This window comes from Bacillus sp. AR8-1 (genome assembly GCF_008042345.1).
Taxonomy (GTDB): domain Bacteria; phylum Bacillota; class Bacilli; order Bacillales; family Bacillaceae_G; genus Bacillus_A; species Bacillus_A cereus.
In genome coordinates this window covers 20,657-36,043 of the sequence record NZ_QNUB01000032.1, presented here as the reverse complement: position 1 = coordinate 36,043, position 15,387 = coordinate 20,657, and the positions used below count along the sequence as shown (strand labels likewise).

Below are 15,387 nucleotides of genomic sequence, written 5' to 3'. Positions count from 1 at the left end.
AAAAAAATATAAATCTCAGATTTACTGGATTTTGATTGTAACTAAGAACATATAAAAGTTCACTGTTATTTATAGGAGAGCCTGTTTGTTTTTCTATCTTTTGTATTTCACTCTGCATAAAAAAATATTTCTCAACATTTTATTTGTTGAAAAATATTGAATATTCGTATTATAACGAATATTATGTTGTTATCGGCAAAAAACGATAATTTGCAGACACTGGGGAGGAAATACATTGAAAAAGAAATTAAAACCATTAGCGGTATTAACAACAGCAGCGGTACTAAGTAGTACGTTTGCTTTTGGAGGTCACGCAGCGTATGCTGAGACACCAACATCATCTCTACCAATAGATGAGCACTTAATACCGGAGGAGCGTTTGGCAGAAGCGCTAAAACAACGGGGGGTAATTGATCAATCTGCATCACAAGCTGAGACGTCAAAAGCTGTCGAAAAATATGTTGAGAAAAAGAAAGGGGAAAACCCTGGGAAAGAAATCTTAACAGGAGATAGTCTTACACAAGAAGCTTCTGATTTTATGAAAAAAGTAAAAGATGCAAAAATGAAGGAAAATGAACAGGCACAGCAGCCTGAAATAGGCCCAGTAGCTGGACAAGGTGCAGCATTAAATCCAGGGAAATTAAATGGAAAAGTACCTACTACATCAGCGAAGCAAGAAGAATACAATGGAGCTGTTCGAAAAGATAAAGTACTTGTTTTACTTGTAGAATTTAGCGATTTTAAGCATAACAATATTGATCAAGAGCCAGGATACATGTATTCTAAGGACTTTAATCGTGAACATTATCAAAAAATGTTATTTGGTGATGAACCATTCACTTTATTTGATGGATCGAAGATTAACACATTTAAGCAATATTATGAAGAACAATCTGGTGGTAGCTATACAGTTGATGGGACTGTAACAGAATGGCTTACTGTTCCAGGAAAAGCATCAGATTATGGTGCTGATGCGGGTACTGGGCATGATAACAAGGGGCCTTTAGGACCAAAAGATTTTGTGAAAGAAGCATTAAAAGCAGCGGTAGCAAAAGGAATCAATTTAGCAGACTATGACCAATTTGATCAATACGATCAAGATGGTGATGGAAATAAAAATGAGCCAGATGGAATTATTGATCATTTAATGGTTGTACATGCTGGCGTTGGTCAAGAAGCTGGCGGCGGTAAATTGAAAGATGATGCGATTTGGTCACATCGTTCAAAACTAGGTTCAAAACCATATGCAATTGATGGCACGAAATCTTCTGTTTCGAACTGGGGCGGAAAGATGGCTGCATACGATTATACAATCGAGCCTGAAGACGGAGCGGTTGGTGTGTTTGCACATGAGTATGGCCATGATTTAGGCTTACCAGATGAATATGATACAAAGTACTCAGGACAAGGTGAACCTGTTGAGTCATGGTCTATTATGAGTGGTGGTAGCTGGGCTGGAAAAATTGCAGGAACAGAGCCAACGAGTTTCTCACCACAAAATAAAGAGTTTTTCCAAAAGAATATGAAGGGGAATTGGGCGAATATCCTTGAAGTAGATTATGATAAACTTAGCAAAGGCATCGGTGTTGCGACATATGTAGATCAAAGTACTACAAAATCTAAACGACCTGGAATCGTTCGTGTTAACTTGCCGGACAAAGATATAAAAAATATCGAATCGGCGTTTGGTAAGAAGTTCTATTATAGTACAAAAGGAAATGACATTCATACAACACTTGAGACACCAGTATTTGACTTAACAAATGCAAAGGATGCTAAGTTCGATTATAAGGCATTTTACGAACTTGAAGCGAAGTATGATTTCCTTGACGTATATGCGATTGCAGAAGATGGAACGAAGACACGCATTGATAGAATGGGCGAAAAAGATGTAAAAGGCGGCGCGGATACAACTGATGGTAAGTGGGTTGATAAATCATACGATTTAAGCCAATTCAAAGGAAAAAAAGTAAAACTGCAATTTGAGTACTTAACAGATATTGCAGTAGCTTATAAAGGATTTGCGTTAGATAATGCAGCATTAACTGTAGATGGAAAAGTTGTTTTCTCTGATGATGCAGAAGGTCAGCCAGCAATGACGTTAAAAGGCTTTACTGTGTCTAACGGATTTGAACAGAAAAAACATATTTACTATGTAGAGTGGAGAAATTACGCTGGTTCTGACACTGCGTTACAACATGCACGTGGCCCAGTATTTAATACAGGAATGGTTGTATGGTATGCGGATCAAAGCTTTACAGATAACTGGGTAGGCGTTCATCCAGGTGAAGGGTTCTTAGGAGTAGTAGATTCCCATCCAGAGGCAATTGTAGGGACATTAAACGGACAACCTACTGTGAAGAGCAGTACGCGTTATCAAATTGCCGATGCGGCATTCTCATTTGATCAAACACCAGCATGGAAAGTAAATTCACCAACTCGCGGTATCTTTGATTATAAAGGATTACCAGGAGTGGCAAAATTTGATGATTCTAAGCAATATATCAACAGCATCATTCCTGATGCAGGACGTAAGTTGCCGAAACTAGGACTGAAGTTTGAAGTAGTAGGCCAAGCTGAAGACAAGTCTGCAGGTGCGGTTTGGCTTCATCGATAAAATAAGGTAAAACGAAGAGGAGCTGCCACAAGTCGGTGAAACTGACTTATGACAGCTCTTTTCTTCTTGTGAAAAAACTCTCTGTTTTTTTATGTACTTATTGGAAAAATTCGAAGTTTCTTTGATACATAAAATGCTCCGTCTGTCCAATTATAGAAGCTATTTTGGACGTAAGAAATTTGTAAGTAATGAGTAAGAAAAAAGAGATTTTCATAGTATAAAATATTTATTATAGCTACTTTTAACACCTGATACTAATAGTGTGCTATAATATGAATTAGCAACAAAAAGGAAAGGAATTAGAACAATGACCTTAGAAAATACTAAAAATTTAAAAAAACAAGTTGCTCCTTTTGAAAAATCAACGATTAAAAAAAGTGTTTGGCAACTGATCAACACAATCGTGCCATTTATTATTTTATGGTACCTTGCTTATAAAAGTTTGTCAGTTTCTTATTGGTTAACATTAGTTCCAGCACTGTTAGCCGCTGGATTTATGACAAGGATTTTCATTATTTTTCATGATTGCACCCATTATTCGTTCTTTAAAAGTCGACGTGCAAATAGAATAGTTGGAACGTGTATGGGTGTTTTAACATTATTCCCATTTGATCAGTGGGGGCATGAACATTCTATTCACCACGCTACAAGTGGTAATTTGGATAAGAGGGGTACAGGGGATATTTGGACGCTTACAGTTGATGAATATGTAGCTGCACCATTTAGACTCCGTTTAGCATATCGTTTATATCGCAATCCATTCGTTATGTTTGGGTTAGGCCCGATTTATGTTTTCCTGCTTAAAAATAGATTTAACCGAAAAGGTGCTAGAAAAAAAGAACGTATGAACACTTATTTAACGAATATTTTAATCGTTGCTATTATAGGAATGCTTTGCTGGGCAATTGGATGGCAATCGTTTCTTTTAGTACATGGTTCTATATTTTTAATAGCAGGTTCAGTAGGGATTTGGTTGTTTTACGTACAGCACACATTTGAGGATTCTTATTTTGAAGAGGATAAAGATTGGGAATATGTGAAAGCGGCAGTGGAAGGAAGTTCTTTTTATAAGCTTCCTAAAATTTTGCAATTTCTAACGGGTAATATTGGATTCCATCATGTTCACCATTTAAGCCCAAGAGTACCTAACTATAAACTAGAAGAGGCACACAATAATACGCTTCCGTTAAAAAATGTACCAACGATTACGCTTGCTACAAGCTTACAATCACTACGTTTCCGCCTTTGGGATGAGAAAAGTAACAATTTTGTTAGCTTTAAAGATGTCAAAAATATAATTAAAAATAATGTTTCTGTTCGAGTGAAATCTGAACTATAATTGCATCGTATATAATACTCCCCTTAATCATTTTCGATTTAAGGGGAGTTTGTGTTTAAAGAGTAGATGCCAGATAAGAAGAAAATTTACATAATTCAAATTGTAATTGAAGCAGATTAGGAATAGCTCGTACGTAAGTACAAATATAAGATGACAGTAAATGCATTATGTTAACAAATTTATAGTAAATGGGGAATCGTACAACATTATATCCAAAAATAAGAAAAGACTTGAACGGAAATTCCATTCATTTTTCTTGGTGTTCCTCATTCCATACACTTAAATAGGACGCATATTCTAATTCATCTGGATTCTTATGTAACATAGAAATGAATTCTAATTTATTTCCATCACAATCTAGAAAGTATACACTTGCAGCAGGCATCCACCTTTGGACAATTGGCTTTTGATTTCCTTTTCCTTGACTTCCTATCACTGCTATTCCACGTTCCTCTAACCACGCTTTAGAAGTCATTAAAAACTCTAAATTTACACCAAAAGCAAAATGTCTCGGCTCAAAGTCTTCAATGTTATGTACTTCCCATAGTCCAAGCATTTGTTGTTTATTTTCTCCGACCCAAAAGAAAGCCACTCTTCTTTTGGAGAATTTTCTTGCTAACGTTAATCCTAGCTTGTTTTGATAGAAATTTATTGCGTTTTCTAAATTTCTTACATGTAAATGAGTTTCGTATATGTTCTGTATTATTATGATCATTCCTTTCTTTATTGGTAACTACCAATTAAATAGTGAATGTAATTCTAAAGTTGAAATATGTATAAGCCTAGTAATGTACATCTATATCCGATATACCTATTTACTATTATATTGAAATTGGAATGTGATAAATCCCACTGAGGTAGTAAGTGTTTAAATGAACACTCTACTACTTTTGTAGGAGAGGGGATATATCTATTAAATTCAGATGAAATCATATTTAAATAATGAAAAACGCTATTCTTTTCGTAAGAATAGCGTTTTTTTATGTTTTTAAGTTGGTGGCCATAGGGTAGAATTTGAAAAATGAGGATTTACAAAGCTAAGAAGTTTAACTCCAAAAAAAAATCGATTTCCTGTGGAGTTAAAGGAATCGACTTTTTTATTTACCTTGATGTATTAACGCAGCTGTTAACTTAATAGTAAATAAGTAGAATCCACTATTTCTCCCAAAGTTCGATCAATCGACCTTCAGGATCCTTAATCCAAATAAACTGTCCAAATTCACTGATTTCTTCTTTCTTCTCAAGAGGTACACCAATATTCTCAAGATGCTTTATAGTCTCGTTTAGATTATGTACTTCGAAATTTAACATCACTTGTTGTTCTTTTGGAAAATAATTGTCATTCTCTGTAAAGAAAGAAAAGATGGTCTCATTTCCTAACTGGGGTTTAATCACAGTTCCATTCCAATCTTCTATATCAAGTTTCAACACTTCACTGTACCATTTTTTTATAACTTCAAGATTCTTAGTTCTCCAAAATATTCCTCCAAAACCTTTTATCATCGTATCTAACTCCTGTCTGTCTTTAAATATATATTAAATATATCAAAACAAAACAGTAATAGTAAGCAGAATCATCAACTTATGAATAGTAAAAATAGTAATTGTTAGTATTATAGTATTTACTACATTAACACTTTCTACAACATCATTAGCAGAACTTGAAATTTTGGGAAAGGTATAGAAATGCTCATTTTTCAACCCAAAGTTCACCTGAGCAATCCAGAACTTAAAGTGTTATAAATAATTCTTTCAATAGTAGGGGGAAATGAGAGAAGGAACGATAAAAGACCACACATGAAGTGAAACGCCATGTGTGGTCTTTTATGTATCGTCAAATATTACGAAGTCTCGCTAATTTTAGTTTCACTATGAGTGTTAGTAGAATTTCTTTTCTTAACTTTAAAGTGATAGTAAGTGTAGCAAAAGATGATAAATGGGACAGTGCAATAGATTCCAAGTCGTTGTTCTGGGATAAAAATAAGACTGATTAATATAATGCCATACAATCCAAAACCAAGAATTGGTACGAGTGGATAAAGTGGCGTTTTAAATTTTAAGTCTTCTAATTTTCCGCCGTCTGCTAAATAATGTTTGCGGAAAAAGAATTGAGAAACACAAATTGACATCCAAACAATAATGGTAATGACTCCGGAAATTGAAATGAGCCACAAGTAAACAGTTTCAGCAGCTACTACGCTTGTCAAAAGAGAAAAAGCAGAAATAGCTATCGTCATGATTAAAGCGTTGAGAGGAATCCCACGTGATGATAATTTCTTTAAAAAGGCTGGAGCCATTTCGTTTTTTGATAAAGACCAAAGCATTCGAGTAGCAGCGTATAGTCCTGAGTTTGCAACAGAAAGAACAGCAGTAAGAATAACAAAGTTCATAATATCAGCTGCATATGGAATACCGATATTATCAAAAACAGCAACGAATGGGCTCTTTGTTAATCCAGCTTCTTCCCAAGGAATTAAAGCAACAAGAACAAAGATTGCTAAGACGAAGAAAAACATCGTGCGCCATATAATATTTCTAATAGAACGAGGTAAAGTTTTTGCTGGATCTTCACTTTCACCTGCTGCGATTCCAACAAGTTCTGTACCTTGGAAGGAATAGTTGACTGTAACCATTGTTAAAAGAATAGCGGCAAGTCCATTTGGGAATAAACCACCATGATTTACGAAATTTGATAATAGCGGAGCGGGTTCGTCACCTTTTAAATCAATAAAACCGAACATAGCGGCGCCGCCAAGAATAATGAAAGCGATAATGGCAGATACTTTTATACTTGAAAACCAAAATTCTGTTTCTGCATAACTACGAGCAGATAATGCGTTAATAGTGAAGATTGTAACGCCAAATATTAAACACCAAACCCAAACAGGAATATCAGGAAACCAGCGCTGCATTGTAATGCCGGCAGTTGTAAATTCAAGACCGGTCGTATTCGCCCAGCTTAACCAATACAACCATCCGATTGTAAAGCCAGTTGCAGGATTGATGAACTTAGTGGCATATTCTTGGAAAGAACCTGAAACAGGCATGGCTACAGCAAGTTCACCAAGACATAGCATAACGAAATACATTAATAATCCACCGGCCATAAAGGCAAGTACGGATCCGCCAGGTCCAGCTTGACTTATAATAAAGCCAGATCCGTTAAATAACCCCGTTCCAATCACACCACCGAGTGCAATCATGAATAAGTGTCTACTTTTCATCGTCCGTTTTAATTCATTGTTTGTATTGCTTACTTGCGCCATTGTTTTCCTCACTTTCATAGTTGATAGAATAAAGTTTGATGTTTTTCCGTATTATGGAATGTATTCCGTGATGTGAAATCTTGTTATAATTTTCAGATAATTAAAAAGAAAAGTCAATGTTTTTTTGTTTGCGTTTTCAATTCTTTGTTAGTGATATGTTTTTATTGTTAGAAAATTAAATAAATAGATTGATTTCATTTCGAATGTTTGCTAAATTGATAGTTAATTAAGCATACTAACATATTACGAGTAAAGTTGAGGCGAGTTATGGTACAGTCCATTGATCGAGCGATAAGTATTATTAAATTATTGAATTCTACAAATGAAAAAGAGTATTGGGCTATTTCTGATATAGCTGATGGAACACATCTCCCGGTTAGTACAGTACATAGATTACTTAACTCTTTAATGGAGCATGGGTTAGTTACACAAATTTCAGAGACAAAACAGTACAAAATTGGACCAATGTGGATGGAAATAGGGTTACGTCAATTGGAGAAGGTAGACTACAGATCTGTTGCAAGAGAAGTGATGAAACGTTTAGCTGCTGAAGTGGAGGAAAGTGTCTATTTAAATATTCCAAACGGAACACATTCTATTATCATTGAAAGAATTGATAGTCCTTTAAAAATTCGAGTTATCGATAATCTAGGGGAACAAATTCCACTTTCAATTGGTGCCGCAAATAAAACGATGCTTGCCAATATGAAAACGAATGAAATGGAACATATTGTAGAAAATTTACTTTCTTCATTACCAGAACAAAAGCAAATTCTTCTTAATCAAATAAAGCAAATAAAAAATGAAGGATATGCTGTCAGTTATGGTGAAAAAACAGAAGGGACAGCTTCAGTAGCTGCACCTATTATCGGATTTAATCATAAAGTAGTAGGAGCATTAAGTGTTGGGTTAATTAGTCATCGTATTAATGATGATCGACTATCTTTTCTTATTAGCAAGGTAAAACAAGCGGCTCATGAAATATCAATAAAAATCGGCAGTACATCAGAACTATAATTTTGATAGCTGTCGTCATTTTTTTATTCATATACTGGAATTAGTTTTCATAATGTGGAAAAATAGGGGGATTTATATGTCAAAGTGGCAATCAAAAGAACAATTGATTCAATTATTAAGCGGTCTTGTTGAAATTCCTAGTATTACCGGTTCAGAAGCTGAAGTAATATTGCCAGACTTTGTTGTGGAACAGTTATCTGATTTACAGTACTTCAAAGAAAACCCGCATCATTTACAAAAAAATCCGACAGGGGACGGACGATATTTTGTTACAGCACTAGTAAAGAAAAGCGATAGTATAAAAAATACTGTAATTCTAGTAAGTCACTTTGATGTTGTAGATGTACAAGATTACGGAGTGTGGAAAGAAGATGCATTTAATCCTAAAAAGTTAACATCTATGTTTTATTCTCATAAAGATGAACTTCCAGACCATGTACGTGAAGATATAGAACATGGGGAATGGCTGTTTGGTAGAGGAACAATGGATATGAAATGCGGTCTAGCATTACAAATGGCAATGATTGAACAAGCATGTGAAGGAAGATTCGATGGGAATGTTCTTTTATTGGCTGTACCAGATGAAGAAGTGAATTCTGTAGGGATGAGGGCCGCTGTTCCAAGACTGTTAGATTTAGCTAGAGAGCATAACTTAGATTATAAAACGGTCTTAAACTCAGAGCCTATGTTTTCAAGACATCCTGGTGACCAAAATAAGTATATTTACACTGGCTCTATTGGTAAAGTGTTACCTGGTTTTCTTTGCTATGGAAAAGAGACACATGTAGGTGAACCTTTTGCAGGCTTAAATGGGAGTTATATGGCTTCATTAATAACAGCAGAATTAGAGTTAAACACAGACCTTTGTGATATTGTAGAAGGGGAAGCGAGTCCTCCGCCAACTAACTTACTTCAAAGGGACTTAAAGGAGGATTATTCTGTACAAATTCCGCATCGTGCAGTTACATTATTTAATTTGTTTTTATTAGAAAAATCAATGACAGATGTAGTTTCATTGTTACGTCAAAAAGTAACGAAAGTAGCAGAGAAAATAGAAGAGTCGTATGAAAAACATGCATATCGTTTTTCTAAATATAATCCATTTATACCACCTAATCTTAAAGTAAATGTATTAACTTATGAAGAGCTTATCACATATGCAATTGAGCAACATGGAAAAGAAAAAATAAATCATATTCAATCTAATATTATAAAAAATAGAGAAGATAAAGATGATCGTGCGGTAACGATTGATTTAGTAGATAAATTAGCGATTTTATGTAAAGAAAAGGCACCGATGATTGTACTTTTCTTCGCTCCGCCGTACTATCCAGCTGTGAGTTCGCGCAACAATCCTTTAATAAAAGAGGTAGTTGTAGAAATGGAAAAGTATGCACACTACAATCATAAGATTACATTTGAAAACCAAAATTATTTTGGGGGGATTTCAGATTTAAGCTATGTAGGCTTGCAGTATCCACTGGATTCAATGAGTTCTCTTGTAGACAATATGCCATTATGGGATAAAGGTTATTCAATTCCACTTCAGGAATTAGAAGAGTTTGATGTTCCAGTATTAAATATGGGGCCGGTAGGAAAAGATGCACATCAATGGACAGAACGTCTAGATGTAAACTACGCATTTGAAACACTAATAGATATGTTACCGAAATGCATTGAAAAATTATTAGTTTCTAATAAAATTACACAATCATAGTAGGGAATAGGTAAGGGATAAAACAGAACCTTTAAAGAAGATTCGAATGAAATTATTTTAATATAATTAAAAAGCGGAACGGCCAAGCTCAATTTTATATGAGTTTGGCCGTTTATCATGTAGTGAATTTTTAATTAAAATTATGTGAATTCATAGCTAACGTAATCTCTTTTATAGTTTTATTTTTTAGTTTGACCAGATAGTTCAACAGACTTTTGCGTACAACGTTGCATAGCTGAAATAATCGCTGTTCGTAATCCTTTTTCCTCTAATGTTGCTACAGCTTCTATTGTCGTTCCACCAGGAGAACAAACCATATCTTTCAATTCACCTGGATGTATTCCTGTTTCTAGTACCATTTTTGCAGAGCCTAACACAGCTTGAGCAGCGAATTTATATGCTTGATTTCTTGGCATACCATCTAGTACAGCAGCATCTGCCATCGCTTCTATAATCATATATACATAAGCTGGTGAAGAACCACTTACAGATGTTACAACATCCATTAATTTTTCACTTACGATCTCTGTTTGACCAAAACTATTGAAAATGTTTAGTACATCTTCTAAATCTTTTTCTGTCACCATTTCATTAGGGCATAATGCAGACATTCCTTCTCCAACAAGAGCAGGAGTATTAGGCATTACTCTTACAACCTTTAATTTTTTATTAAAGGCATTTTCAGTACTTTCAATACTTTTCCCAGCAGCGATCGTAATGATGATAGCATCGTTTTTGATTACTTCTTTTATTTCATTAATTATTGATGCGTATAGGTCTGGTTTGATTGATAAAATTAAAATATCAGCATTTTTAGCTACTTTATTGTTGTCGGTAGTTGTAGTTAGCCCATATTTTTCACTAGCATTTTTTAAATTAGCAGTGTTTAAATCTGAACAAATAATATGATTTGAAGACACTATATTTTTGTTTATCATTCCGCCAATCATAGCCATTCCCATATTTCCGCAACCGATGAATCCAATTTGTTTATCCATAATAACTCAATCTTGCTCCTTTTATAATCAATTATATCGGTTTGATATTATTTTCTTAGAATAAGAATAACATCCCTGTGCAATATAAAGAAACATTCTAAGAGAATATATTCCTTTTTGCAACACTAAAAGATAAAAATTAATTATATTCGACATTATGTAAATATATACACTATAATTTAAGATTTTATGTTTATGAATATTAGTTAAACTTATATCATTTTGTATTTTCATTCAGTAGGGCGATAATTTCATACAAATAACTTGTGGCTCTATTTATTTTTTAAAATACCTCTTGACACCGAATCGAACTATATCGCATAATATAAAAAAATTAGATTGAAAATCGTTGAAGGGAATTAGTACATATGTCTTCTTGCGAAAGAGAGTGGAATTCACCGGCTGAAAGATTCCTCGTATAGAATATATCGAACCTATCCCTGAGTCTTAAATGAAAGTTTAGGCGTTCGCCTGCGTTATAGGCACCAAGTGGATATCTATGTATATCAATTAAGGTGGTACCGCGGAACAATGACCGTTTCGTCCTTTTTATTTTATTAAGGGCGAAGCGGTCATTTTTATTTTGCTCTTAAATACTTCAGTGCAGCATTGATGAGAATAGATATAGTTACAAAGTGAATGAAGTGTAATTTATAAAAAACTTTGATTTTAGACTTGGGGGATAAAAAAGTGAAAAAACAACGAGTTGTTGTAAAGATTGGGAGTAGTTCCTTGGCAGATAGTCACGGAGGCATCTCTACAGAACAGCTTTCAGATCACGTTGCCGCATTGGCTCGGTTGAAAGCTGATGGGCACGAGGTTGTGTTAATTACATCTGGAGCCGTCGCTGCAGGTTTTTCAGCGCTAGGATATCCTAGCAGACCTGTAACGATTAAAGGGAAACAGGCTGCAGCAGCTGTCGGACAAAGTTTGTTAATGCAGGCGTACACGGAGGAATTCCGTAAATATGGCATCGTTACTGCGCAACTTTTGTTGACGAGAAGTGATTTTTCTAGAAAAGAACAGTATAGTAATGCTTACGCTACGTTAGGAGAATTATTAAACCGTTCCGCTCTTCCAATTATTAATGAAAATGATTCCATCTCTTTAGAGGAGCTGACGTTCGGTGATAATGATATGCTGTCAGCTTTAGTAAGCGGGCTTGTTTCGGCGGATATGCTTATGATCTTTACAGATGTGAACGGGTTATATGACAAAAATCCTCAGAAAAATGCGGATGCAAAAAAATATTATTTTCTTCCTGAAGTTACGGAAGAAATTTCTTCTCTTGCAGGAGATGCTGGCTCAAAACTTGGGACTGGCGGTATGAAATCAAAAATCGATGCTGCAAAGACAGCACTCTCTCTTGGTGTGAGTGTATTTATCGGAACAGGACGTGGACAGGAAAAGTTTGTAGATGTTTTGAAGGGTAAGGGTGATGGAACGTATGTCGGTAATGCCCCTCAAAAAGAAATGAAGATGAACAAGCAATGGATTGCCTTGCATTCGCTTGTTAGCGGACAAATTGAAGTAGATGCTGGGGCAGCTACTGCCATCATTCAGCATGGTAAGAGTTTACTTCCAGCTGGTGTTACGAATGTATCAGGATTTTTCCAAGTGGGTGAAGTTGTAGAGGTTGTAACGCAACAAGGGCGCGTAATAGGAAAAGGACAATGCACATATAGTGCAGAGGAACTAAGAGATGTAAAAGGTATGCAAAGCCAAGATATTCAAGTAAGAGGCGAGAGACATAGTTATGAAGTCATCCATAGGGATCATTGGGTTTCACTTTAAAAAGGAGGAAATAAAAATGAATGAAGTGTTGGCAAAGGGGATAAAAGCAAAAGAGGTTGTTAGGGAACTTGTACTAAAATCTACAAATCAAAAAAACGAAGCACTTGCTGCAATTGCAAATCAATTAATAAGTGAAACAGCTTATATTTTAGAGGAAAACAAACGGGATATAGAAGAAGGTAAGGCAAAAGGGTTTTCTGATTCTCTCCTTGATCGCCTTATGCTGAATGAACAGCGTATTGTTGATATGACAGAAGGGATTAAGCAGCTAATTGAATTACGTGATCCTGTAGGAGAATGTGTAAGTGCATGGGAAAGGCCAAATGGACTATCTATTCAGGAAATGCGCGTACCACTTGGTGTTGTTGGGATGATTTATGAGGCAAGACCGAATGTAACAGTGGATGCTGCTACAATTTGTTTGAAAACAGGAAACGCGGTCATATTACGTGGTAGTTCTTCTGCTATTCATTCTAATAAAGCGATCGTTGCCGTTATTCACAGGGCGCTCAAACAAACAAGCTTACCTCAAGAAAGCGTCCAGCTTATAGAAGATACAACGCGAGATAGCGCAAAGCAGTTGTTTACAATGAAGGATTATCTAGACGTTCTTATTCCAAGAGGTGGCAAACAATTAATCGATACTGTTGTGAGAGAAGCGTCTGTTCCAGTACTTGAAACAGGTGCGGGAAATTGTCATATATTCATTGATGAAACAGCAGATAAACAAATGGCGTTTAATATTATTATAAATGCAAAAACACAGCGTCCATCTGTATGTAATGCAATTGAGACGATTGTACTTCATGAGAATTGGGCAGAGCAATATGGTAGCGAGTTGTTTTCTTCCTTGAAGGAAAGAGGAGTGGAGCTACATGGTGATAATAAAGCAGTGGCGATTGATTCTTCTATCTTACTTGCGACAGAAGAAGACTGGGAAACTGAGTTTTTATCTCTCACACTAGCAGTGAAAGTGGTTTCCACTGTTGAAGAAGCGATTCATCATATAAATACGTATGGATCTATGCATTCTGAAGCAATTATTACTGAAAACGAGGAAAACGTCAGCAAGTTTTTTACTTCTGTAGATGCCGCGGCACTTTATCATAATGCATCGACTCGTTTTACAGATGGATCCGAATTTGGATTCGGAGCGGAAATTGGTATCAGTACACAAAAGTTACACGTAAGAGGACCAATGGGGCTTCCAGCATTAACTTCTACAAAATATGTAATTCGTGGAAATGGACAAATTCGAAAATAATAATAAAAGACACTCAATTGGCTTGAGTGTCTTTTATTATAAAAATTATTTACCATACAAATAGCCCAACGAGCATAGCACTTAATAAAGAAACAGCCATCCCGCTAACAAGAAGCTTCCAAACATTTTTACCGATGACTGATGATTTTTCTCCGCCAAATAATGAATTGTAAGTTCCGTAAATCATACCTACTGTACTAAAGTTAGCAAAAGAAGCTAGAAATGTCGTTGCAACCGCAACCGTATGCGGTTGTAGCGACTTTAAGTTTGATTTTAAATCCATCATTGCAACAAATTCATTCGTCGTTATTTTGATCCCCATTAATTCAGCTACATACATAGCATCACTGCCTGATAAACCGAGTAAAAATGCAAAAGGACTAAAGATAATGGAGAAGATTTTTTGAATTGTTAACCCCGTTACAAAAAATCCTAAAATCCCATTTAAACATGCTGTTAAAGCTACATAACCAATTACCATAGCTAAAATAACGATAACCATATTCATCCCGACTAACATACTGTTTGAAATAGTAGAAAAGAAATCCTTTTTTTCATGTTTTGAAGGTGTGTAAACAACGTCTTCTTCTTTCGAAACTTCCACAGGATTTAATACATTGGCTAAAATTAATGCGTTAATACAGTTTAATGGGATTGCGCTGAAAATATATGTTGCTGGAACCATTGATAAATAAGCGCCAAGAATGGATCCGCTAACGCTACTCATACTCATAATTCCAAAAGTCAACAAACGATTTTCTTTTAAAACAGATAATTGATCACGAACAACCGCAAGTGCTTCGGTGTTTCCTAAAAACATCATTTGAATCGAAAAGAAACTTTCTAACTTTGGTAAACGAGAAATCTTTGAAATAACTGCACCTACTTTATCAATAATCCAAGTTAAGATTCCAAAATAAGAAAGAATATCAAAGAACGTGATAACAAAAATGATAGGAAGTAACGCGCTAAAGAAGAAATCAATGTGTGGACTGTCCATAGCGGAAGGAAATGCAAATCGAATTCCTTCATTCGCACATGCCAGTAGCCAACTGAAAAATGACGCAATTTTATTAATGATAATACTGCCTAGTTTTGTGCCCAACATAAACCACGTAATAAAAAGCTCCAATATGATGAGGATTACAATTGGTCTCCATTTTATATGTTTTTTATTAGGCGAACATAAGAAAACGATTAATATGACAACGAAAATCCCAAACATATTTAATATGAAATGCATGTCAACCACTCCTTGAGCTTTATTATTTGTATATAAAAAAGCTCTTATTCTTCTTAATTTAGAATGAATGTGGTTTAATTTATATTTTTGTAAATTCTAAAAGAATAGAAGGTAAAATTCGATAAAGATAGA

Annotated in this window: 11 protein-coding genes and 1 other annotated feature; of the genes, 6 read left to right on the top strand and 5 right to left on the bottom strand. The window is 35.1% G+C overall.

Annotation, left to right across the window (positions count from 1 at the left end):
- Positions 1 to 235 precede the first annotated feature (235 nt).
- A complete protein-coding gene (locus tag DN400_RS21435) occupies positions 236 to 2,617 on the top strand; it encodes an immune inhibitor A domain-containing protein (RefSeq protein WP_098256231.1) in 2,382 nt (793 codons plus the stop codon).
- A gap of 307 nt (positions 2,618 to 2,924) precedes the next feature.
- The gene (gene desA, locus DN400_RS21430) at positions 2,925 to 3,956 is read left to right on the top strand and encodes a Delta(5) desaturase DesA (protein ID WP_000171498.1); all 1,032 of its coding nucleotides are present in this window, start codon (positions 2,925 to 2,927) and stop codon (positions 3,954 to 3,956) included.
- A 247-nt stretch (positions 3,957 to 4,203) separates the two neighbouring features.
- Here the strand turns inward: desA and DN400_RS21425 are convergent, their stop codons facing one another.
- The 3 genes from DN400_RS21425 to DN400_RS21415 all read right to left on the bottom strand — a co-directional run bounded on the left by DN400_RS21425 (position 4,204) and on the right by DN400_RS21415 (position 7,222).
- The gene (locus tag DN400_RS21425) at positions 4,204 to 4,662 is read right to left on the bottom strand and encodes a VOC family protein (protein WP_033657522.1); all 459 of its coding nucleotides are present in this window, start codon (positions 4,660 to 4,662) and stop codon (positions 4,204 to 4,206) included.
- Between the two features lie 449 nt (positions 4,663 to 5,111).
- Positions 5,112 to 5,459 (bottom strand): VOC family protein, encoded by a 348-nt coding sequence (locus DN400_RS21420; RefSeq protein ID WP_000589591.1) that lies wholly within the window; start codon positions 5,457 to 5,459, stop codon positions 5,112 to 5,114.
- 338 nt (positions 5,460 to 5,797) lie between these two features.
- Positions 5,798 to 7,222 carry an amino acid permease gene (locus tag DN400_RS21415; protein ID WP_000079995.1) on the bottom strand — a complete coding sequence of 475 codons (1,425 nt, stop codon included), beginning with the start codon at positions 7,220 to 7,222 and terminating at the stop codon, positions 5,798 to 5,800.
- Positions 7,223 to 7,489: 267 nt separating this feature from the next.
- Here DN400_RS21415 and DN400_RS21405 point away from each other — a divergent pair, with 267 nt between their 5' ends.
- Positions 7,490 to 8,239, top strand: a complete 750-nt coding sequence (locus DN400_RS21405) for an IclR family transcriptional regulator (RefSeq protein ID WP_000250751.1) — start codon at positions 7,490 to 7,492, stop codon at positions 8,237 to 8,239.
- 52 nt (positions 8,240 to 8,291) lie between these two features.
- Complete coding sequence (locus DN400_RS21400) at positions 8,292 to 9,956, top strand: M20/M25/M40 family metallo-hydrolase (RefSeq protein WP_141527858.1); 1,665 nt, start codon at positions 8,292 to 8,294, stop codon at positions 9,954 to 9,956.
- A gap of 179 nt (positions 9,957 to 10,135) precedes the next feature.
- Here DN400_RS21400 and proC read toward each other — a convergent pair whose 3' ends face one another.
- Positions 10,136 to 10,954, bottom strand: coding sequence for a pyrroline-5-carboxylate reductase (gene proC, locus DN400_RS21395; RefSeq protein WP_000360722.1), 819 nt, complete (start codon positions 10,952 to 10,954; stop codon positions 10,136 to 10,138).
- A 340-nt stretch (positions 10,955 to 11,294) separates the two neighbouring features.
- Positions 11,295 to 11,505, top strand: a binding site (T-box leader).
- Positions 11,506 to 11,644: 139 nt separating this feature from the next.
- Here proC and proB point away from each other — a divergent pair.
- Both proB and DN400_RS21385 read left to right on the top strand, forming a co-directional pair.
- Positions 11,645 to 12,748, top strand: coding sequence for a glutamate 5-kinase (proB, locus tag DN400_RS21390; RefSeq protein ID WP_000744798.1), 1,104 nt, complete (start codon positions 11,645 to 11,647; stop codon positions 12,746 to 12,748).
- 16 nt (positions 12,749 to 12,764) lie between these two features.
- The gene (locus DN400_RS21385; protein ID WP_098851016.1) at positions 12,765 to 14,012 is read left to right on the top strand and encodes a glutamate-5-semialdehyde dehydrogenase; all 1,248 of its coding nucleotides are present in this window, start codon (positions 12,765 to 12,767) and stop codon (positions 14,010 to 14,012) included.
- A gap of 49 nt (positions 14,013 to 14,061) precedes the next feature.
- Here the strand turns inward: DN400_RS21385 and DN400_RS21380 are convergent, their stop codons facing one another.
- A complete protein-coding gene (locus DN400_RS21380) occupies positions 14,062 to 15,255 on the bottom strand; it encodes a NupC/NupG family nucleoside CNT transporter (protein ID WP_147801914.1) in 1,194 nt (397 codons plus the stop codon).
- Positions 15,256 to 15,387 lie beyond the last annotated feature (132 nt).